Source organism: Cupriavidus necator (assembly GCF_016127575.1).
GTDB lineage: Bacteria > Pseudomonadota > Gammaproteobacteria > Burkholderiales > Burkholderiaceae > Cupriavidus > Cupriavidus necator_D.
Genome location: NZ_CP066018.1, coordinates 2839108 through 2859105, shown reverse-complemented (window position 1 = coordinate 2859105; position 19998 = coordinate 2839108). Strand labels below are relative to the sequence as shown.

The 19998-nt window shown below is 66.4% G+C and carries 19 protein-coding genes; 10 read left to right on the top strand and 9 right to left on the bottom strand.

Going from position 1 to position 19998, the window contains the following annotated elements:
* The first annotated feature begins 1 nt into the window (after position 1).
* The 4 genes from I6H87_RS13395 to I6H87_RS13380 all read left to right on the top strand — a co-directional run bounded on the left by I6H87_RS13395 (position 2) and on the right by I6H87_RS13380 (position 3774).
* Complete coding sequence (locus I6H87_RS13395; protein ID WP_011615691.1) at positions 2 to 871, top strand: HEPN domain-containing protein; 870 nt, start codon at positions 2 to 4, stop codon at positions 869 to 871.
* 809 nt (positions 872 to 1680) lie between these two features.
* Positions 1681 to 2385, top strand: coding sequence for a VIT1/CCC1 transporter family protein (locus I6H87_RS13390; protein ID WP_010814336.1), 705 nt, complete (start codon positions 1681 to 1683; stop codon positions 2383 to 2385).
* Between the two features lies 1 nt (position 2386).
* Positions 2387 to 3031: a hypothetical protein gene (locus I6H87_RS13385; protein WP_010814337.1), complete on the top strand. Its 645-nt coding sequence runs from the start codon at positions 2387 to 2389 to the stop codon at positions 3029 to 3031.
* A 113-nt stretch (positions 3032 to 3144) separates the two neighbouring features.
* On the top strand, positions 3145 to 3774 hold the full coding sequence (locus I6H87_RS13380; protein WP_011615692.1) for a hypothetical protein: 630 nt from the start codon (positions 3145 to 3147) through the stop codon (positions 3772 to 3774).
* Here I6H87_RS13380 and I6H87_RS13375 read toward each other — a convergent pair.
* Positions 3771 to 4376 carry a cysteine hydrolase family protein gene (locus I6H87_RS13375; protein WP_010814339.1) on the bottom strand — a complete coding sequence of 202 codons (606 nt, stop codon included), beginning with the start codon at positions 4374 to 4376 and terminating at the stop codon, positions 3771 to 3773. The genes I6H87_RS13380 and I6H87_RS13375 overlap by 4 nt on opposite strands.
* A gap of 322 nt (positions 4377 to 4698) precedes the next feature.
* On the opposite strand from I6H87_RS13375, the gene I6H87_RS13370 reads away from it, so the two are divergent.
* Positions 4699 to 6696 (top strand): sensor domain-containing diguanylate cyclase, encoded by a 1998-nt coding sequence (locus I6H87_RS13370; protein WP_231881357.1) that lies wholly within the window; start codon positions 4699 to 4701, stop codon positions 6694 to 6696.
* A gap of 40 nt (positions 6697 to 6736) precedes the next feature.
* Here I6H87_RS13370 and I6H87_RS13365 read toward each other — a convergent pair whose 3' ends face one another.
* From I6H87_RS13365 to I6H87_RS13340, 6 genes are all read right to left on the bottom strand, one after another.
* The gene (locus I6H87_RS13365; RefSeq protein ID WP_041687812.1) at positions 6737 to 8464 is read right to left on the bottom strand and encodes an ABC transporter substrate-binding protein; all 1728 of its coding nucleotides are present in this window, start codon (positions 8462 to 8464) and stop codon (positions 6737 to 6739) included.
* Positions 8465 to 8584: 120 nt separating this feature from the next.
* Positions 8585 to 8893: a DUF2160 domain-containing protein gene (locus tag I6H87_RS13360; RefSeq protein ID WP_010814342.1), complete on the bottom strand. Its 309-nt coding sequence runs from the start codon at positions 8891 to 8893 to the stop codon at positions 8585 to 8587.
* Positions 8894 to 8935: 42 nt separating this feature from the next.
* Positions 8936 to 9766, bottom strand: a complete 831-nt coding sequence (locus tag I6H87_RS13355) for a carbohydrate ABC transporter permease (protein ID WP_011615695.1) — start codon at positions 9764 to 9766, stop codon at positions 8936 to 8938.
* Entirely contained in the window at positions 9759 to 10643 is an 885-nt protein-coding gene (locus I6H87_RS13350) for a carbohydrate ABC transporter permease (RefSeq protein WP_011615696.1), read from the bottom strand. Before I6H87_RS13350 ends, I6H87_RS13355 begins: the two co-directional genes overlap by 8 nt.
* Complete coding sequence (locus I6H87_RS13345; RefSeq protein ID WP_011615697.1) at positions 10640 to 11746, bottom strand: ABC transporter ATP-binding protein; 1107 nt, start codon at positions 11744 to 11746, stop codon at positions 10640 to 10642. The genes I6H87_RS13350 and I6H87_RS13345 overlap by 4 nt, the downstream gene beginning before the upstream one ends.
* Before the next feature lies 1 nt (position 11747).
* Positions 11748 to 12878: an ABC transporter ATP-binding protein gene (locus tag I6H87_RS13340; RefSeq protein ID WP_011615698.1), complete on the bottom strand. Its 1131-nt coding sequence runs from the start codon at positions 12876 to 12878 to the stop codon at positions 11748 to 11750.
* A gap of 158 nt (positions 12879 to 13036) precedes the next feature.
* On the opposite strand from I6H87_RS13340, the gene I6H87_RS13335 reads away from it, so the two are divergent.
* The gene (locus tag I6H87_RS13335) at positions 13037 to 13807 is read left to right on the top strand and encodes a DeoR/GlpR family DNA-binding transcription regulator (RefSeq protein WP_010814347.1); all 771 of its coding nucleotides are present in this window, start codon (positions 13037 to 13039) and stop codon (positions 13805 to 13807) included.
* Positions 13808 to 13943: 136 nt separating this feature from the next.
* Here I6H87_RS13335 and purU read toward each other — a convergent pair whose 3' ends face one another.
* Both purU and I6H87_RS13325 read right to left on the bottom strand, forming a co-directional pair.
* Positions 13944 to 14810, bottom strand: coding sequence for a formyltetrahydrofolate deformylase (gene purU / locus I6H87_RS13330; RefSeq protein ID WP_011615699.1), 867 nt, complete (start codon positions 14808 to 14810; stop codon positions 13944 to 13946).
* A 96-nt stretch (positions 14811 to 14906) separates the two neighbouring features.
* Positions 14907 to 15806: an NUDIX hydrolase gene (locus I6H87_RS13325; protein WP_011615700.1), complete on the bottom strand. Its 900-nt coding sequence runs from the start codon at positions 15804 to 15806 to the stop codon at positions 14907 to 14909.
* A gap of 56 nt (positions 15807 to 15862) precedes the next feature.
* Between I6H87_RS13325 and glpK the strand changes: the two genes are divergently transcribed.
* The 4 genes from glpK to I6H87_RS13305 all read left to right on the top strand — a co-directional run bounded on the left by glpK (position 15863) and on the right by I6H87_RS13305 (position 19966).
* Entirely contained in the window at positions 15863 to 17434 is a 1572-nt protein-coding gene (gene glpK, locus I6H87_RS13320) for a glycerol kinase GlpK (RefSeq protein WP_011615701.1), read from the top strand.
* Between the two features lie 39 nt (positions 17435 to 17473).
* Positions 17474 to 19078, top strand: a complete 1605-nt coding sequence (locus tag I6H87_RS13315) for a glycerol-3-phosphate dehydrogenase/oxidase (protein WP_010814351.1) — start codon at positions 17474 to 17476, stop codon at positions 19076 to 19078.
* Between the two features lie 63 nt (positions 19079 to 19141).
* Entirely contained in the window at positions 19142 to 19519 is a 378-nt protein-coding gene (locus I6H87_RS13310) for an MliC family protein (protein ID WP_011615702.1), read from the top strand.
* A gap of 69 nt (positions 19520 to 19588) precedes the next feature.
* On the top strand, positions 19589 to 19966 hold the full coding sequence (locus tag I6H87_RS13305) for a hypothetical protein (protein ID WP_010814353.1): 378 nt from the start codon (positions 19589 to 19591) through the stop codon (positions 19964 to 19966).
* Positions 19967 to 19998 lie beyond the last annotated feature (32 nt).

Below are 19998 nucleotides of genomic sequence, written 5' to 3'. Positions count from 1 at the left end.
CATGGACCTTATCCTTTCCGAGTTTCAGCGAGACCTTGTGACCATTTCCCGGCAATTGGACTTACTCGACGAAATCAAGAAATTCTCGGCGACCTCTGAGTTATCGGAGAGATATGTCCGATCATCAACGATCGACAGGGAGCGAAAGTCGAGTGCAAGCACAGAAATCCGCAAGTATCTCCGCCAAGCAAATACCTTACATCAATGCACCCGGAATTCACACCAGGGGTTGCCTGTCGTTAGCGGTACGATGATCCTCTACATTGCAGGACGATTCGAAGAGTACACACGTACTTCGTTTGAGGACCTTTGCCAACGATTGGCTCAGCGGGCATCATCATTTAGGGCGTTGCCAAAGAAGATGCAGGATAGCTTAGTCGTGTTCACTGCGATCGTGATGCAATCACCAAGGAAGTATCAACATGGCGACGGCGCAGTTGCTTCTTTCACCAAAAACTTGGCAGCCAATCTATCAGCCGAAGCCACGATCGATAATATCAATTATCAGTGCCTTTCGATTACTGAAACAAATATGAAGCCTGACACCCTTACGGATCTTTATGACCGTATCGGCGCGAAGGAAATATGGAAGAAATTAGGACAACAGGCCTCGATTCAAGCCTACTTTATGACGCAAGATCCCACAAATGCTGAATCGCTTGCGAAGCAAAAATTGACAGCGCTAATGGACGATAGAAACTCGATCGCACATCCGTCCACCTCGATCGTATGGCCGGATACCGAAGTCGTTCGAAAGTATATTGCGTTTCTCGACGTTCTGGCCGCCGCCCTTTCCAGTGTTTCTAGCGTGTTTGCGGCGACACTGTGTCGTAATGAACAAGACACCCAGGTCACGGCAAGAGCCGGGTGAAGCTCTCCTCTCACTAGCCCTTGCAACGGTCTCCCAGGACGACTCGCTCAGGATGATATTGGTTTCGTTGTTTCTTCCCGACTCAGCGCCTCACTTTGGGCTTAGCTTCGGCCAAGAACCAGACGACCGGCTCAGGCCTGACGAAAGGCTGCTTCCGACCCCGAAGCCGCCTCACCTAGTCGTCTGGGACGCCGTCCGGGCGCAATAATCCTGCTTCAGTCCCTTTCGCCCCCTCAGCCCACGCTAGATTTCGCAGCGCGCGGCGCCCGCCACTGCCGGGCCGACAGCGGATAGCTCCAGCACTGCGAATCAATCCAGGCGTACTTCACCGTCCTTCGCGAAGTACTCCGGAAGGTCGTAACTCACCACGGCATGCGGCGCAAAATGGGCGCAGCGCGGAGCGCAATTGAAGGCGCACGGGCGATACTCAACGCATCTAAAATCCCGTAAACTCAAGCACATACAGGAAAACTGTATGCACATAGCTGGGCCTTCTTCTGATTCACACGGCAGGGGTCACAGGTTCAATCCCTGTACCACCACCAGACAAATGGCCAGCAACTGCCTAAGTTGCCAGGAAACCCAGACAGCGCAAGCTCTCTGGGTTTTTTGTTGCCCGGCGTTTGCCCACGTTTTCTACCCTCCCCGGAAAACCGTGGTTCATCACGCCAATCAAGGAATGCTCGCCTGGCATATTTGCGGCTGGCGCGCATACTTGTCCACAGGACGACGGGCCAGGCAGGCACAGCCCCCACGAGCACAGCCCCTATCGCCTATCCGATCATCGACGCAGCTTTCGGGAGTCCGCCATGCCCGATTCACCCAGGACGACGATCCATGCCGGCGCGACCGTGCCGCCGGAGGATGCTCAGACACGGGAGCCGGTGCTGGACGTCGTGGATCGCGTCTCCGAGATGTGCTTCGGCCTGTTCATGGCGCTCACTTTTGTCGGCGCGGTGTCGAGCGGCACGGGTGGCCCGGATGCCAGCCGCACCATGATGCATGCCGCGCTGGGCTGCAACCTGGCCTGGGGCATGGTGGACGCGGTCATGTTCCTGATCCGTACGCTGGCGAACCGCGGCCAGCGGATCTCCCTGGCACTTGCCGTCAGGAATGCTAACGACCAGGCCACGGCGATCGGCCTGATTCGCGATGCGCTGCCTCGCGCAACGAAGTCGCTGGTCACCGACAAGGAACTGGAAGCCATGCGGGCACGGCTTGCCGCCGCCCCGGCACTGCCGCCCCGCCCCCGCCTGAACATGGCCGACCTGATCGGTGCCGTGCACATCTTCTTTATCGTTGTACTGGCCACGTTTCCGGTCGCACTGCCGTTCGTACTGCTGGACGATGTCAAACTGGCGCTACTGATCTCGCGCGGGCTGACCCTGGCCATGCTGTTCGCCGCCGGGTGGGCGCTGGGCCACTATGCCGGCTTTGGCGGCTGGGTCACTGGCGCAGCCATGACTGCGCTGGGCGTGGTCATGACCATCGCCATTATCGCGCTGGGCGGCTGAGATGCGAGGCGCGATCCTGCTGCTTGCCGCCGCCCTTGGCGCGGGCACGGTCCAGGCACAGGAGCCGCCCCAGCCCGCGCCGGATGCCGCCGGGCAGGCGGCCGGCTCGCCCTGGACCTTCTCGGCAACAGGCTACTGGAACATGCCGCGCCAGAGCGGCGACTACCTCTCCGGCATCTTCATCGCCGAAAGGAAGCAGCTTCACCTCGAGGCAAGAAGCAACTACGAGGCAGTCCACTCGCAGTCAGCCTTCATCGGCTGGACTTTCTCGGGCGGCGAAACCATCCAGTTCAAGGCGACCCCCATCGTTGGCTTCGTGGGAGGCTCCACCCACGGCCTGATCGGCGGAATCGAGGCCAGCGTCGCAGTGAGCAAGTTCGACTACTACATCGAAGCCGAATACCTGGATGCGCGCGGCGAAGAGCCGGGCTATCTCTACGCCTGGAGCGAACTTGGCTTCCGCCCGGTCGAATGGCTGAGGCTGGGCCTGGTCGCGCAACGTACCCGGATCTACGGGGGAGGCCGCGAACTCCAGCGAGGCGGCTTTTTCCAGGTCACGGTGCGCAGGTTCACGGCGGGCTTCTACTGGTTCAACCCGGGCTCGACGGACCAGGTCGCGATCCTTTCGCTGGGCGTGAGCTTCTAGGCCCCAGCCACGTCGCGACGCAACCTTTCCGTTGCCGGCGACAAGGCTTATCTCATATCCGCCCACTCACTCGCCGGCTACCTTGACTGCTCCGACCTGCACCGGAGCACGACTTGCCGTCCCCCTGCCTCCCCACCGCGACCGAAACAGAACTCGCCCTGCCCTGGACCGGCCGCAACCCGGTCAGTGCCGGCTGGTTCGAGATGCGTCCGGCGCGCGTGCCGCGTGATGCGCTGCCGGTCTATGACGAAGACATGGATTGCATCATCGGCTACCACCGCAGCTTTGCCTCGGTGGCTTCCACCTATGACCTGACGGGCCATGTCGTGGCGCTGGATGCATGCGTGGATGAAGCTGGCGCGGGGCGCGCATCGCTGCTGGTTGCCGGCACGCTGTGGCAGCCGCGTGCGCGCGGCATGACGCGCAGCGGCGCCGAGGGCGAAGGACTGGCGGCGCCCGCGGCGACGCTGGCGCGGCTGCGCGGGCGCTTCATCGCACTGGCTCGGCAGCCACTGCATTTCACGCTGGCCGCGCTGGCGGACATGCAGGAGCCGGAGCGGTTCGTGCCGCTGCATATCCTGCGGCTGGCGATGCGCTGCGGCACGCGCCTCGCTGCAGCAGCGGAAATGGCACGCTTTGTCGCGCCGATCACGAGGCGGGGCGTGCCGACCGCACTGGAATTGACGCTGCGCCCGCGCGACCATACCGTGCTGCGCGTGCGCACCTGGCCTGTCGCTGGTTAGCCGTGCCAGGCCCCTGCGTCCGCGACGACCGTGGCGAAGCGGTCGTTCAACGCGGCCAGCGTGCTGCGGTGGAGATCGGCCGCAGGTACGGCGGGGCCGCCCAGCGGGTCAGGCAGGTCGCGCGTGGCGCAGGCCGCGGCCACGACGGTGCTGCGATAGCCGTGGTCGAGCGCCGAGCGCACCGTGGCGCTTACGCACATATGCGTCTGGAAGCCGGCCACGATCAGCTCCTTGCGGCCGAGCCTGGCCAGTTCGTCGGCCAGGGTGGTGCCGGCGAAGCTGTTGGGCAAGCCCTTGGTGACGGTAATCTCACCGGCCTGCGGCCCCACCCCTTCAATGAAGGCGGCATACGGCCCGGTCGGATCGAACGCCATGCTGCCCGGCCGGCCGTGGTGCGCGACATGGATTACCGGCGTGCCGTGGCGGCGCGCCAGCGCCAGCAGCTGCGCGCAGGCAGCCACGGCCGCGGGCATGCCGGCCAGCGGCAGGCGGCCGTCGACGTATTCGCGTTGATGGTCGATCAGGATCAGGACGGCGGCTTCCCAGGCGGAAGGGGTGCGGCTGGCGCCGGCCAGGTCGAGCAGCGTAGTCGGTGTAGTCATTGGCGTTTGGGCTGGAAAGGAATCAGGAACGGGCAATCAGGAACCGCGAGACGGGCCCGCCACATCGCGGGCCATCCCGCATGCTACTGCCAAGACGGAATCGGTGCATGAGTGCGCGTGGCGATCTCGCCACCGGCCAGGCCCTTCCCTGTAGCGCGGCCGGCACGTTGCGCTGGCACCCTGGCGCGCTGTTGCAAACAGTTGCGAATTTCATCTTGACATCTGCTAATCTTGATTTCACGTCCCGGACAGGATCTCGGGTCGGCAACACAATGCGCCGGGACGAGGATACGGGTCAGTGCGCACAAGAAATAAGTCAATCATGCAGCACTCTTTGAAGTACCGGATGGCGTTCGCCACGGCGGGTGTGGTGACGCTGATCATCGTGCTGCGCGCGCTCTACGCGCAGTACTACGCCTACGACGGCCTGAAGAACTTGCAGCAGACGCAGCAGGACACGCTGGTCAAGATGGTGGCCGAGCAGCTCGATGAAAAGCTGCAGGGCCGCGCCACCGTCCTGCGGCGCGTGGCAAGCCAGCTCTCCCCCATGCTTTCGGTAAAGCCGGCCGAACTGCGCCGGGCCGTGGAGGGCATGGTGGAAATGCCCGAGACTTTCAACGCCGTCTTCCTGGCCGCGCCCGACGGACACCTGGTGTTCAGCACCGCCGTGCCGGATGGCGTGCGCCTGCGCGTGGACGACCGCGACTATTTCCGCGATATCCAGCAGGGCCAGGCGTTCGCGGTGTCGGACCTGATCCAGGGCAAGCAGACCAATGCCCCCGGCGTAGTGCTGGCAGTGCCGCTGCACGGACCGGGTGGCGAGCTGCGCGGCGTGGTCGGGGGCGTCCTGAACCTCGCGGACAGCAACTTCCTGCGCGAGCTTGCGCACAGCCGCGTGGGCACTACCGGCAGCTTCTGCCTGGTTTCCTCCGGCACCAATCCCCGCTATGCAATGCACCCGGACGCTGCCCGCGTGCTGAGCCCCGCACGCGCGATCGGCGAAGCCTGCGGCGCCGATCACGCCCCCGCCTTCCTGGAAGTCCTGACGCCGACGCAGCCGATCGTGGCGCGCCATCTGCTGGCATCCAACGGCTGGGAGTTGGTGGCGGTCCTGCCGGCAGCCGAAGCCTACGCGCCGCTGCTCGCGGTGCGCCAACGGACCCTGGTCATCGGCGCCATCACCATGCTGCTTGCCGCCGCGATGATGTGGCTGGTCATGCGCCGCCTGCTTGAACCGCTGCAGCGGCTGCACCGCGCTGTGCGCCAGATCGGCACCAACCCGGCCGCGGTGGCGGACCTGCCCGTCGGCCGCGCCGACGAGATCGGCGAACTGGCCGCGACCTTCGCCGAGGTGGTGGCGCAGCTGTCGGAGCGCGAAGCCGCGCTGAAAGCGGCCAAGGACCGCGCCGCCGAAAGCGAGAAGCGCATCGAGGCGATCGCCAACCATGTGCCGGACTTTGTCTCGTTCATCGACATGCAGCAGCGCTACGTCTTCGTCAACCAGGCCTATGCGCAGCGCTATGGCGTGCCGGCGCAGCAGATCGTGGGGCTGTCGCTGCGCGAACTGTGGGGCACGCAGGAATACCTGGCCTGCCAGCCGTACCTGGAGCAGGCCTGCGCCGGGCGCGCGGTGACGTTCACCCGTGAAAGCGCTGATGGCACCGAATGCATGGAGATCACCTGCCAGCCGGCCTGGAACGATGTGCAGGATACCGTCATCGGCCTGCACATGTTCGGGCGCAATGTCACCCATGAGCGCGAAAAACTGCGCAGCCTGGAAGCACAGACCATCTCCGACTACCTCACCGGCCTGCTCAACCGCAAGGGTTTCGACCGGCGCCTGGCCGAATGCATGGCCCGCGCCAGCGCCGACGGGCGCTCGCTGGCGCTGCTGCTGGTGGACCTGGACGACTTCAAGGGCGTCAACGACAGCTTTGGCCATCCGGTGGGCGACCAGTTGCTGGTCGCCTTTGCGCAGCGGCTGCGCGCCTGCGTGCGCAAGGGCGACGCGGTCGCGCGCATCGGCGGCGATGAGTTTGCGGTGATCCTGGACGGCGTTGCCGACCGCCAGGCCATGGCATCCATCGCCAACACCATCGTGCAGGCCGCGCGCATGCCCTTCGTGATCGATGGCCACACGCTGGCGGCCTCGGCCAGCGTCGGCTCGGCCATCCATGACGCGCGCCACACCATGACCGCGAGCGAGTTGTTCATGCACGCCGACATGGCGCTGTACGAGGCCAAGCGGCACGGCAAGGCGCGTTATGCGGTGCAGGCGGCGGCAGAGGCCCAATCGGAAACATCGGACTTGACCACGTAAGGCATTCAACCGTCGCCGGCAGCATCAACGCCTCGGCGCCTCAGCGCACCTTCCCCTCCTTCCACGCCTGCAGCAGCTTGTCGTAAGGAATGGTCTCGCCCTTCGGCTTTTCGTTGGCCAGCTTCTGCCACGGCGCATGGTCGTTCGACAGCCACTTGCCCGGGTCTCCCTTCGGGTTGAGCCTGGGCGCGCAGTTGCTCATGCCGGCGCGTTGCAGCCGCGCCATGACCTGGTCCATCTCTTCGGCCAGCGTGTCCATGGCGGCTTGCGGCGTCTTCTCGCCGGTCACCGCGGTGGCCACGTTCTTCCACCACAGCTGGGCCAGCTTCGGATAGTCGGGGACGTTGGTGCCGGTCGGCGTCCACGCCACGCGCGCGGGGCTGCGGTAGAACTCGATCAGCCCACCGTACTTGGCCGCGTTCCTGGTCAGGTAGTCGTGGTGGATGTCGCTGTCGCGGATAAAGGTCAGCCCGGTCAGCGACTTCTTCAGCGAGACCGTCTTGGATGTCACGAACTGCGCATACAGCCAGGCGCCCGCCAGCTTGTTGGGATCGGTGTTCTTGAAGAAGGTCCAGGAGCCCACGTCCTGGTAGCCGTTCTGCATGCCCTGCTTCCAGTACGGGCCGTACGGCGACGGCGCCATGCGCCACTTGGGCGAGCCGTCGGCGTTGACCACCGGCAGGCCCTTCCTGGTCATGTCCGCGGTGAAGGCGGTGTACCAGAAGATCTGCTGCGCCACCTGGCCTTGCGCGGGGACCGGGCCGGCCTCGGAGAAGGTCATGCCCATCGCCTGCGGCGGCGCGTACTTCTTCATCCAGTCGATGTACTTGGTCAGCGCATAGACCGCCGCCGGGCTGTTGGTGGCACCGCCGCGCGACACCGAGGCGCCGACCGGCGTGCACTTGTCCTCGGCCACGCGGATGCCCCACTCGTCCACCGGCATGCCGTTGGGAAGGCCCTTGTCGGCGGTGCCGGCCATCGACAGCCAGGCGTCGGTGAAGCGCCAGCCCAGCGACGGATCCTTCTTGCCGTAGTCCATGTGCCCGTAGACCTTCTTGCCGTCGAGCTCCTTCACGTCGTTGGTGAAGAAGTTGGCGATGTCCTCATAGGCTGACCAGTTGGTCGGCACACCCAGGTCGTAGCCGTACTTGGCCTTGAACTTGTCCTGCAGGTCCTTGCGCGCGAACCAGTCGGCGCGGAACCAGTACAGGTTGGCAAACTGCTGGTCGGGCAGCTGGTACAGCTTGCCGTCCGGCGCGGTGGTGAACTTGGTGCCGATAAAGTCCTTCACATCCAGCCCGGGGTTGGTCCACTCCTTGCCGGCGCCGTTCATATAGTCGGTCAGCGGCAAGATCGAGCCGTAGCGGTAGTGCGTGCCGATCAGGTCCGAGTCAGAGATCCAGCCGTCGTAGATCGACTTGCCGGACTGCATCGAGGTCTGCAGCTTCTCGACCACATCGCCTTCCTGGATCAGGTCGTGCTTGACCTTGATGCCGGTGATCTCCTCGAACGCCTTGGCCAGCGTCTTGGACTCGTACTCGTGCGTGGTAATGGTTTCGGACACGACGCTGATCTGCGTGACCCCCCTGGCCTTGAGCTTGGCGGCGGCGTCGATGAACCACTTCATTTCGGCCTGCTGCTTGTCCTTGGCCAGCGACGAGGGCTGGAACTCATTGTCGATCCACTTCTTGGCCTCAGCCTCGCCCGCCGAGGCGGACCCACAAGCCAGCGCAGCCGCGCAGGCAAGGGCTGACATCCCCAACTTCACGTGCACATTCATCAGTGTCTCCTCAAGATTTCCCCTCCCCGGCTGTGGTCGTGGTGGCGGCCCCGGGGCAGGGATAAGCCGCAAACCTTCCATTTAACCCTGATGCCTGCGAATAAACGGCTAGCCCTTGCGCATGATCAGCGCCAGCACCAGCATCGATACCCCGAAGCTGATCCAGACCGACGGCTCTTCGGGCAGCGACAGCCAAGCGGTGACTTTCTCGCCCAGTCCCACCCACGCCAGGTTGACCCAGGCGGCGCACATCAGCCCGATAAACAAGCGGTCGCCACGCGTGGTCGCGATCGGCAGGAAGCCCTTGCGCAGCACCGACGGCGCGCGTATTTCCCAGATAGTCATGGTGATCAGCATGACTACGATGCAGCCGAAGAACACCGCCACCGGTATCGTCCAGACCATCCAGCTCAGCATTGCGCCGTCTCCTTGTGTTGTGATCAGGGTTGCGCCGCGCGCTTACACGCGACCCATCGCGAAGCCCTTCGCGATGTAATGCCGCACGAACCAGATCACGATGCCGCCGGGCACGATGGTCAGCACGCCGGCCGCGGCCAGCACGCCCCAGTCCATGCCCGATGCCGACACCGTGCGCGTCATGGTGGCGACGATGGGCTTGGCATTGACCGAGGTCAGCGTGCGCGCCAGCAGCAGCTCGACCCAGCTGAACATGAAGCAGAAGAACGCCGCCACGCCCACGCCGGCCTTGATCAGCGGCAGGAAGATGGTCAGGAAGAAGCGCGGGAACGAGTAGCCGTCGACATACGCGGTCTCGTCGATCTCGCGCGGCACGCCCGACATGAAGCCCTCCAGGATCCACACCGCCAGCGGCACGTTGAAGACCAGGTGCGCCAGCGCCACGCCCAGGTGGGTATCCATCAGCCCGATGGTGCTGTAGAGCTGGAAGAACGGCAGCAGGAACACCGCGGGCGGCGTCATGCGGTTGGTCAGCAGCCAGAAGAACACATGCTTGTCGCCGATGAACTGGTAGCGCGAAAAGGCATAGGCGGCCGGCAACGCCACGCTGATCGAGATCATCGTGTTCATCGCCACGTAGATCATCGAGTTGACGTAGCCCGAATACCAGGACGGGTCGGTGAAGATGGTCTTGTAATGCTGCAGCGTGAATTCCGCGGGCCACAGCGACAGCGTGGAGACGATCTCCTCGTTGGTCTTGAACGACATGTTCACCATCCAGTAGATCGGCACGATGGCGAACAGCAGGTAGACCAGCAGGAAGCCGGCGCGCCACCAGGTGGCGCGGTTGGCGGGGGGGCGCATCTCAGCCATGGGGCATGTCCTCGCTGCCGGCGGTGCCCGCGCGCTGCATCCAGTTATAGAGGATGAAGCACATGAGCAGGATGATCAGGAAATAGACGATGGAAAACGCTGCCGCCGGGCCCAGGTCGAACTGGCCCACGGCCTTCTGCGTCAGGTACTGCGACAGGAAGGTGGTGGCGTTGCCGGGGCCGCCGCCGGTCAGCACGAACGGCTCGGTATAGATCATGAAGCTGTCCATGAAGCGCAGCAGCACCGCGATCATCAGCACGCCGCGCAGCTTGGGCAGCTGGATATAGCGGAACACCGCCAGGCGCGAGGCGCCGTCGATCTGCGCGGCCTGGTAGTAGGCGTCGGGGATGGCGCGCAGTCCGGCGTAGCACAGCAGCGCCACCAGCGGCGTCCAGTGCCAGACGTCCATCACCAGCACCGTGACCCAGGCATCGAAAGCGCTGCCGGTGTAGTTGTAGTCGAACCCCAACGCCTCGAGAGCGGCACCGAGCAGGCCGATATCGGTGCGCCCGAAGATCTGCCAGATGGTGCCGACCACGTTCCACGGGATCAGCAGCGACAGCGCGATGATCACCAGCACCGTTGATGCCTTCCAGCCCCTGGCCGGCATCGACAGCGCCAGCAGGATGCCGAGCGGGATCTCCACCAGCAGCACCGCCAGCGAGAAGCCCAGCTGGCGCAGCAGCGCGTCGTGCAGCTCGCCATCGCGCAACACGGTGCCGAACCATTCGGTGCCGACAAAGACGCGCCGCTCGGGCGAGATGATGTCCTGCACCGAGTAGTTGACGATGGTCATCAGCGGCAGGATCGCGGAGAACGCCACGCACACCACCACCGGCAACACCAGCAGCCAGGCCTTCTGGTTGACGGGCTTCATGGCACCAGTTCCTCGTTGACGTAGTAGCAGGTATGGCGGTTGAACACCGACAGCCAGGCCGTGTCGCCCAGGCGCAGATCGGCCGCCTCGATACCCAGCCGCGCGCGCAGCGTACCGGCCAGTGCGCCCGCCTCCTGCACTCCGCCGGTCAGCAGCCAGTAAGTGCCGATGTCCTGCGCGCGCTCGACCCGCACCGGCACCGCCTGCGCGTCGCTCTCCGGCGCCAGGCGCAGGTACTCGGGCCGCACGCCGATGCGGAAGCTGCCGGCCTCGCGCAGCGCCGCTTCAACTGACGGCGACAACTCCGGCATGTAGCGGCGACCCGCCAGCTCGATCGCGCCGTCGCGCCACTGCCCGGTCAGGAAATTCATGCCCGGCGAGCCGATGAAATGCCCGACGAAGGTATGCGCGGGACGCTCGAACAGCGCATCCGCCGGCCCCACCTGCACCGCCTTGCCGCGCGACATCACCACCACCTGGTCGGCAAAGGTCAGCGCCTCGGTCTGGTCGTGCGTCACGTAGATCAGCGTCAGGCGGAATTCGTGGTGGATTTCCTTGAGCTTGCGCCGCAGCTGCCATTTGAGCTGCGGGTCGATCACCGTCAGCGGCTCGTCGAAGAGGATGGCCGACACGTCCTGGCGCACCAGCCCGCGCCCCAGCGAGATCTTCTGCTTGGCGTCCGCGGCCAGGCCGCTGGCGCGGCGATCGAGCGTGGCCGACAGGTCCAGCATCTCGGCCACGCGCCCTACCCGCTCGCGCACCTGGGCTTCCGGCACGCCGCGGTTGCGCAGCGGGAAGGCCAGGTTCTCGCCGACGGTCATGGTGTCGTAGATCACCGGGAACTGGAACACCTGGGCGATATTGCGCGCCTGCGGCGTGGCAACGGTCACGTCGCGGCCATCGAAGGCGATGGTGCCGTGCGAGGGCCGCAGCAGCCCGGAAATGCAGTTCAGCAGCGTGGTCTTGCCGCAGCCGGACGGGCCCAGCAGCGCATAGGCGCCGCCGTCTTCGAACGTGAATTGCAGCGGCAGCAGCGCGTAGTCCTCGTCGGTACGCGGATTTGGCACATAGGAGTGCGCCAGGTCCAGGTCGATGCGCGCCATCTCAGGCCCCTGCCCCGGCAGCCGCGGCCGCGCCGCCGGGCACGTCCGCCGCCAGCCCGCCCGGCCGGCGCGGCGCATGGATGCGGCGCCCGTCGGCGTCGAACAGATAGATCTGCTCGGGCAGCAGGTGCAGTGACACCGGCTCGCCCAGCGCCAGGTCGAGCACGCCGGCGAACTGTGCCACCAGGTTGCCCACCGGGGTATCGGCGTGGACGAAGGTGTCCGAGCCGGACAGCTCGGCCAGCGCCACGCGCCCCGGCACCGCCACCGCGCCCGGCTCACCGGCCAGGCGCAATGCCGACGCGCGTACCCCCACCGTGACCGGGCCGTCGTGCCCGCCCGCGCCGGGCACCGGCACTGAGATGTCGCCGGCCAGCGTGACCCGGCCGCCCTGCAGCCGGCCCTCGACCAGGTTCATCGGCGGATCGTTGAAAGCGCGCGCCACGCGCAGCGAATCGGGGTAGTGGAAGACCTGGGGCGTGGGGCCGTACTGCAGCAGTTCGCCGGCGTCCAGCACCGCGGTATGGCCGCCCAGCAGCAGCGCTTCGCCGGGCTCGGTGGTGGCATAGACCACGGTGGCGTCGCCATGCGCGAACAGCTGCGCCAGTTCCTCGCGCAGTTCTTCGCGCAGCTTGTAGTCAAGGTTGACCAGCGGCTCGTCCAGCAGCATCAGCGGCGCCTCCTTGGCCAGCGCACGCGCCAGTGCCACGCGCTGCTGCTGCCCGCCGGAGAGCTCGGACGGATAGCGGTCCAGCAGGTGGTCGATATGCAGCCGCCCGGCCAGCTCGCGCACGCGCGCGGCAATCTCTGCGGCCGGCGCCTTGCGCAGCAGCCGCAGCGGCGAGGCGATGTTGTCGAAAACCTTGAGCGACGGGTAGTTGATGAACTGCTGGTAGACCATCGATACATTGCGCTCGCGCACCGGCATGCCGGTCACGTCATGGCCGTCGACCAGCACGCGGCCGGCGCTGGGCCGGTCCAGCCCGGCCATCAGCCGCATCAGCGAGGTCTTGCCCGCCTGCGTCGCGCCCAGCAGGATGGTCACCGCGCCCGGAACCGGCGCGAGCGTCATCGGAAAGAGATACGCCTGCGAACCTGCCTGCTGTGCGACGCCTTCCAAACGTAGCTGCATCCGGTCTCCATGTTCGATATGCTTCCCGCAGCACAGCTTTGGCGCGCGATGCAGGCACAAAAGTCTTGGCTTGACGTTCGTTTTAGCAACAAAACGAACGTAAAACAATAGTGCACTGCATCATTTGTTTTCGTTTCTGTTTGAACTAGAATCCCGGCATGACCCTGAATCCCCGCCAGACGGCCCTGCTCGAAGAAGTCCGCACCCAGGGCTTTGCCTCCATCGACGAACTTGCGCGCAAATTCGGCGTCACGCTCCAGACGGTGCGCCGCGATGTCAACCTGCTGGCCGGGAACGGCATGCTGGCGCGCTTCCATGGCGGGGTGCGGGTGGAGGGCTCCACCACCGAGAACATCGCCTACCGGCAGCGGCAGGTGCTCAACGCCGAGGGCAAGGCGCGCATCGCGCGCGCGGTGGCCGCTGCGGTGCCCGAGGGCTGCTCGCTGATCCTGAACATCGGCACCACGGTGGAAGAGATAGCGCGCGAACTGATGCACCACCGCGGGCTGCGCGTGATCACCAACAACCTGAATGTGGCCAATATCCTTGCCGACAACCCCGATTGCGAGGTCATCGTCGCCGGCGGCGTGCTGCGCTCACGCGACCGCGGCATCGTGGGCGAGGCCACGGTGGAGTTCATCCGCCAGTTCAAGGTGGATATCGGGCTGATCGGCATCTCGGGCATCGAGACCGACGGCACGCTGCGCGACTACGATTTCCGCGAGGTCAAGGTGGCGCGGACCATCATCGAGCATTCACGCGAGGTGTGGCTGGCGGCGGACGCCAGCAAGTTCAATCGCCAGGCGATGGTGGAGCTGGCGCATGTGTCGCAGGTCGACCGGCTCTTTACCGACGAGCCGCTGGCAGCGCCGTTCGACCAGATCGTGGCCGACAGTGGGGTGAAGTGTGTGGTGGCGGAGCGGGAGTGAGCGCGCCGGGGACCGGCTTGAGGCTGCCTTGCTGGCGGTGATGCCCGGCGCCTCGCTCTTGCGACAGGCCAGCCCTCTCCCCCGGCCCTTCTCCCGCAAGCGGGAGAGGGGCGAACACCGAGGGTCGGGCAGAGAATTACTTGAACACCACGGTCTTGTGGCCGTTCAGCAGGATACGGTGTTCGGCATGCCACTTGACCGCGCGCGCCAGTGCCACGCATTCCACGTCGCGGCCGACGGCGGTCAGTTGCTCCGGGTCCATGCTGTGGTCCACGCGCTCGATCTCCTGCTCGATGATCGGGCCTTCGTCCAGGTCGGCGGTGACATAGTGCGCGGTCGCGCCGATCAGCTTCACGCCGCGCTCATGCGCCTGGTAGTACGGCTTGGCGCCCTTGAAGCTGGGCAGGAACGAGTGGTGGATATTGATCGCGCGGCCGGCCAGCTTGCGGCACAGGTCATCGGACAGCACCTGCATGTAGCGCGCCAGCACCACCAGGTCGATCTTCTGCTCCTGCACCACGTCGAACACGCGCGCTTCCTGCGCTGCCTTCTGCTCGGCCGAGGCGTTCATCAGCGGCAGGTGGAAGAACGGCACGTCATACGATGCCGCCAGCTGGTAGAAGTCGCGGTGGTTCGAGACGATGGCCGCGATCTCGACCGGCAGGCCGCCCACCTTGGCGCGGAACAGCAGGTCGTTCAGGCAGTGGCCGATCTTGGACACCATGATCATCACGCGCGGCTTGACCGCGGCGTCGTTCAGCTCCCACTGCATGCTGAACTGGTCGCCCACCGGCGCGAACGCGGCCTTCAGCGTGTCCAGGTCCGGGCCGCCGGCGGCCGGCGTGAAATGCACGCGCATGAAGAAGCGGCCGGCGTACTCGTCACCGTACTGGTCGGAATCGACGATATTGCAGCCGTGCTGGAACAGCAGGCCCGAGACGGCATGGACAATGCCCGGCTGGTCAGGGCACGAGAGGGTCAGGATGAATCCGGTGTTGCTCATGGTGTGTTGTTCTGTCGGAGTGGCGCGGCGCAAGGCCGGAAAAATCAGGTCAGCGCGGTCGGCAAGACCGGCACAGGCGGAACCCGCGGCGACGGCTCAGGCGCGATGGTCAGGACCGAGCCAGCCGCGCCGCCCAAGGGCATCCAGCGTCACCAGTGTCGCATCAACCGTCATGGCGCCGGCCGACATGATAGCAAGCAATGCGGCCACATCGACGCGCCGGTGCTCGCTGACCTCGCCATCCTGGTTGCGCGGCGTGAAGCCGGGCGGCAGCAGCAGGTCGTAGACGTAGACCTGCTCCCACTGTACGCCTTCGGGCAGGTCGCGCAGCACCTCGATCATGCCGTGGGCCTGCGCGCCCTGCGCCAGCGCGGGCGGGATGCCGGATTCTTCCTCGCATTCGCGCACCAGCGTCGCCAGCGGATCGCTGCCGTGCGGCATGCCGCCGGCGACCAGGTTGTCCCACATGCCGGGGTCGACCGACTTGGCCGGGCTGCGCCGCGAGATCCACAGGGCGGGACCGCCGTCGACATCGCCATCCACAATGCCGTTCATGTGCGAGGCAAAGGTCAGCAGCCCGAGAAAGCGCGCCGCCGCGCGCTCCACCACGGCAAGTGCGGGCGCGTCCTGCGCAGGGGTGACCGCGAACAGTTCGTCACGCCAGCCGCGCACATGGCCGGCATCGGCCAGCTGGCGGGCCAGCGCCTGCAGCGCGGCGCTGCGCGCGTCGAAGTCATTGCGCCCGGGCAGCAGTTCTGCCGCCGTGGTGCCATCGGCCAGGCGCTCGTCCGGGCCGAGGATGGCGCCCATACCGCGCAAGATTGCCGCATGGGCACGCGGCAGCCAGCCAACCTGCTGGCCTGCCGCCATCAGGCGCAGCTTGGCGGCGGCGTCGAAGCCGCTGCGCGCCGCCAGCGAGGCGGCGATCTGCGCGGCGGGATCGGCGGCGAAGTTGCCTGCGGCGTCCGCGGGCGGCAAGGAAGACGTTTCAGCCATCAGGAATCCATGCGCCGGCCGGGCCGGCGTGCTTTGTCATTGTCAGGATTGAACGCATGAACCAGCCAGCCGCGCAGGCCCAGCGCCCTGCATCGTCCCAGCTTCCCACCGAGCCGCAATATGTGCTGGCGCTCGACCAGGGCACCAGCAGCTCGCGGGCCATCCTGTTCGACCATGCCGGCAATGTGGTGCGGCTCGCGCAGCGCGAGTTCCGCCAATATTACCCACATCCCGGCCATGTCGAGCACGACCCCTACGAGATCTGGCAATCGCAGCTGGCGGTGGCGCACGCGGTGCTGTCCGATGCCGGCATCTCGGCCGCGCAGGTGCGCGCCATCGGCATCACCAACCAGCGCGAGACCACTGTGCTGTGGGACCGCAAGACCGGCGAGCCGGTCGGGCGCGCGCTGGTCTGGCAGGACCGCCGCACCGCGCCCATGTGCGAGGCGCTGCAGGCCGCCGGCCACGGCGAGCTGTTCCGCGACAAGACCGGCCTGATCATCGATGCCTACTTCTCCGGCACCAAGCTGCGCTGGATGCTCGACAACATCGAAGGCGCGCGCGAACGCGCCCAGCGCGGCGAGCTGGCCTTCGGCACCGTCGACAGCTGGCTGATCTGGCAGTTGACCGACGGCGCGCGCCATGTCACCGATGTGTCAAATGCCTCGCGCACCATGCTGTTCAATATCCACAACTTCGAGTGGGACGATGCGCTGCTGGCGCTGCTGGACATCCCGCACGCGCTGCTGCCCGAGGTGGTGGCGTCCAGCGGCGAGGTGGCGCGCACCTCGGCGCGGCTGTTCGGCATGCAGATCCCCATTGCCGGCATCGCCGGCGACCAGCAGGCCGCCACCTTCGGCCAGGCCTGCCTGTCGCCGGGCATGGCCAAGAACACCTACGGCACCGGCTGCTTCCTGCTGATGAATACCGGCTCGCAGCCGGTCACGTCGCACAACCGGCTGCTGACCACGATCGGCTGGCAGATCCGCGGCCAGACGCAATATTGCCTGGAAGGCGGCGTGTTCATGGGCGGCGCCACCATCCAGTGGCTGCGCGACGGCCTCAAGATCATCAATAGCGCTCCCGAGGTCGAGCCGCTGGCGCGCCAGTGCGACGACACCGGCGGCGTGGTGCTGGTGCCCGCCTTTGCCGGCCTGGGCGCGCCGCACTGGGACCCGTTTGCACGCGGCACGCTGGTTGGCATGACGCGCGGCACCGGCCGGCCGCAGATCGCGCGCGCGGCGCTGGAATCGATCGCGCTGCAGAGCGTCGACGTGCTGGAAGCCATGCGGAAGGATGCCGGCATCTCGCTGGCCGAACTGCGCGTGGACGGTGGCGCCTCGCGCAGCGACCTGCTGATGCAGATGCAGGCCGACCTGCTCGGCACCCCGGTGGTCCGCCCGCGCGTGACCGAAACCACCGCGCTGGGCGCCGCCTACCTGGCGGGACTGGCCACCGGTTACTGGAGCGATCCGGCGGAGATCGCGCAGCAATGGCAGGTGGAGCGGCGCTTTGAGCCGAACCTGTCGGCTGACGCGCGCGGCCACCGGCTGGCGCGCTGGCATCGCGCAGTCGACCGCGCGCGCGACTGGGCGCGCGAGGACGAAGCCAGCGGCAGCCACGCCTGAGCGCCGGCCCACCCCGAACACACCCCCAAGAAAAGCGTCATGCAGAGAGTCTCCACCCCGATCCAGCCCCCCGACCGCGCCGCCCTGCTCGCCACCCTGGAGCGCGAGCCGCGCTGGGATGTGATCGTCATCGGCGGCGGCGCCACCGGCCTGGGCACCGCAGTCGACGCCGCCTCGCGCGGCTACCGCACGCTGCTGGTCGAAGCCGCGGATTTTGCCAAGGGCACCTCCAGCAAGGCCACCAAGCTGGTGCATGGCGGCGTGCGCTACCTGGCCCAGGGCAATATCAGCCTGGTGCGCGAGGCCCTGCACGAGCGCGGCCTGCTGGCGCGCAACGCGCCGCACCTGGTGTGGCCGCTGGGCTTCGTGGTGCCGGCCTACCAGCTGTTCGACCAGCCCTTCTACGGCATCGGCCTCAAGGTCTACGACATGCTGGCCGGCGACCTCAACCTGGCCGGCAGCCGCTGGCTGAACCACCGCGAGGTGCTGGCCGCGGCGCCCAACCTGGCCGAGCACGTCGGCGGGCGTCCGCTGCGCGGCGGCAACCTGTATTTCGACGGCCAGTTCGACGATGCGCGGCTGGCGGTGGCGCTGATGCGCACGCTGTTCGACGTGGGCGGCACCGCGCTCAACTACATGCGCGTGACGGGCCTGAGCCAGCAAGGCGGCGTGATCAGCGGCGTGACCGTGCAGGATGTGCTCGGCGACGCCACCTTCCACCTGCGCGCCGACTGCGTGATCAACGCCACCGGCGTGTGGGTCGATGCGATCCGGCAGATGGAAGACGGCCACGCGCGCGCCATGGTCGCGCCCAGCCAGGGCGTGCACCTGACGCTGCCGCGCAGCTTCCTGCCGGGCGAGCGCGCCATCCTGATCCCCAAGACCGACGACGGCCGGGTGCTGTTCGTGGTGCCCTGGAACGGCCACACCATCGTCGGCACCACCGACACCCCGCGCCGCGACCTGCCGCTGGAACCAGACGCCGGCGCCGACGACGTCGACTTCATCCTGGAAACCGCGTCGCGCTACCTCGCCAGGGACCCGACCCGCGCCGACGTCACCAGTGTCTGGGCCGGCCTGCGGCCGCTGGTGCGGGCCACCGGCGAGGCCTCTACCGCGTCGCTGTCGCGCGAGCATACGATCCTGGTGTCCAAGGCCGGGCTGATCACCGTCACCGGCGGCAAGTGGACCACTTACCGCAAGATGGCTGAAGACGTGATCGAGACCGCGATCCAGCGCCAGATGGTGCGCGCGGCCCCGTGCGTGACCGCCGAGCTGCCCCTGCACGGCGCGGCGGGGCTGCCGGCCGGGCTGCCGCCGCCGGATTCAGGCTCGCCGGACCGCTACTACGGCAATGAGCTGGACCTGCTGCGCGCGCTGCCCGGATATGACCGCATGCTGGCACCGGCGTCAGGCCTGACCGAAGCGCACGTGCGCTTTGCGGCCCGGCACGAACTGGCGCGCCGGGTCGAGGACGTGCTGGCCCGCCGCAACCGCGCGCTGTTCCTGGACGCGCGCGCCGCCGTGGACGCCGCGCCGGCCGTGGCCGCTATTCTGGCCGAGGAACTCGGCGAGGACGAGGCCTGGCAGGCGCGCGAAATCGAGAGTTTCCGCACGCTCGCCGCCGGCTACATGCTCGGCTGACCCGGACGCTGGCGCCGCCCCTCTCAACTGGCTGACAGTCCACCCATCGACCAAGGCAAAGCCATGACCACTCGCCCGATCCTGTCCTGCGCCCGCGCCGTGGCCCTGCTCGCAACCCTCGGCGCATGCGCCGCGGCACACGCCGCCCGTGCGCCCGGCATCGACGGCGTGCGCTTCCCGGACGTGCGCGCCGTGCGCTACCAGTGCGACGGCGGCAAGACGCTTTCCGTGCGCTATTTCAACAGTCCGGACAACCAGGCGGCGGTGTTCCGCATCGATGGCAAGCCCGTGCTGGCGGTCAGCACCGTGTCGGCCTCCGGCGCGCGCTATGCCGGCGGCCGCTACGAATGGTGGACCAAGGGCGAGGAAGGCACGCTGCGCGACCTGATGCAGGCCGAAAACGCCGCGCCGGCGCTGGCCAACTGCCAGGCAAAGCCCTAAGCGCCACGTCAACGTTTGAGGTGGCGGCGTTCCGGGCGATAATGCGGGGATTGAATCAGGGAGAACACCATGGACGAGATTGAAGATCTGTCCGATCTGCCGATGCCCCGCTTTATCTGGGGCTTCGCCGTTATCGCAGGCAAAGGCGGCGAGGTCATGCACGACGAGTTCGAGTATCTGACCCATACCCGCAGCCCGCGCTTCACCTGCCGCGTGGTCGAGCTAGAAGACATGCCGGCGGAAAGCGAGGAAGACGCCATCGATGGCCGCATCGTCCATGAAGACGATCCGAGCCGGATGTTCTATATCACCGATGCCGGCATGGCGCTGGTCAATTTCCAGCTGTTCGACAAGATGCCGGACAAGCAGAAATTCAAGCGCATCTGCGACGAAGCCATCGCCAACTGGATGCTGCGCCGCGAATTCCTTGACGAAGAAGAGGACTGACCCGCTCGCGACCTGATGGGGTCAGGCAGGTG

Coding starts and splice junctions, on each gene's coding strand:
- I6H87_RS13395 (WP_011615691.1), top strand. CDS start 2: ATGGACCTTATCCTTTCCGAGTTTCAGCGAGACCTTGTGACCATTTCC.
- I6H87_RS13390 (WP_010814336.1), top strand. CDS start 1,681: ATGCCCGATTCACCCAGGACGACGATCCATGCCGGCGCGACCGTGCCG.
- I6H87_RS13385 (WP_010814337.1), top strand. CDS start 2,387: ATGCGAGGCGCGATCCTGCTGCTTGCCGCCGCCCTTGGCGCGGGCACG.
- I6H87_RS13375 (WP_010814339.1), bottom strand. CDS start 4,376: ATGACTACACCGACTACGCTGCTCGACCTGGCCGGCGCCAGCCGCACC.
- I6H87_RS13370 (WP_231881357.1), top strand. CDS start 4,699: ATGCAGCACTCTTTGAAGTACCGGATGGCGTTCGCCACGGCGGGTGTG.
- I6H87_RS13360 (WP_010814342.1), bottom strand. CDS start 8,893: ATGCTGAGCTGGATGGTCTGGACGATACCGGTGGCGGTGTTCTTCGGC.
- I6H87_RS13355 (WP_011615695.1), bottom strand. CDS start 9,766: ATGGCTGAGATGCGCCCCCCCGCCAACCGCGCCACCTGGTGGCGCGCC.
- I6H87_RS13350 (WP_011615696.1), bottom strand. CDS start 10,643: ATGAAGCCCGTCAACCAGAAGGCCTGGCTGCTGGTGTTGCCGGTGGTG.
- I6H87_RS13345 (WP_011615697.1), bottom strand. CDS start 11,746: ATGGCGCGCATCGACCTGGACCTGGCGCACTCCTATGTGCCAAATCCG.
- I6H87_RS13340 (WP_011615698.1), bottom strand. CDS start 12,878: ATGCAGCTACGTTTGGAAGGCGTCGCACAGCAGGCAGGTTCGCAGGCG.
- I6H87_RS13335 (WP_010814347.1), top strand. CDS start 13,037: ATGACCCTGAATCCCCGCCAGACGGCCCTGCTCGAAGAAGTCCGCACC.
- purU (WP_011615699.1), bottom strand. CDS start 14,810: ATGAGCAACACCGGATTCATCCTGACCCTCTCGTGCCCTGACCAGCCG.
- I6H87_RS13325 (WP_011615700.1), bottom strand. CDS start 15,806: ATGGCTGAAACGTCTTCCTTGCCGCCCGCGGACGCCGCAGGCAACTTC.
- glpK (WP_011615701.1), top strand. CDS start 15,863: ATGAACCAGCCAGCCGCGCAGGCCCAGCGCCCTGCATCGTCCCAGCTT.
- I6H87_RS13315 (WP_010814351.1), top strand. CDS start 17,474: ATGCAGAGAGTCTCCACCCCGATCCAGCCCCCCGACCGCGCCGCCCTG.
- I6H87_RS13310 (WP_011615702.1), top strand. CDS start 19,142: ATGACCACTCGCCCGATCCTGTCCTGCGCCCGCGCCGTGGCCCTGCTC.
- I6H87_RS13305 (WP_010814353.1), top strand. CDS start 19,589: ATGGACGAGATTGAAGATCTGTCCGATCTGCCGATGCCCCGCTTTATC.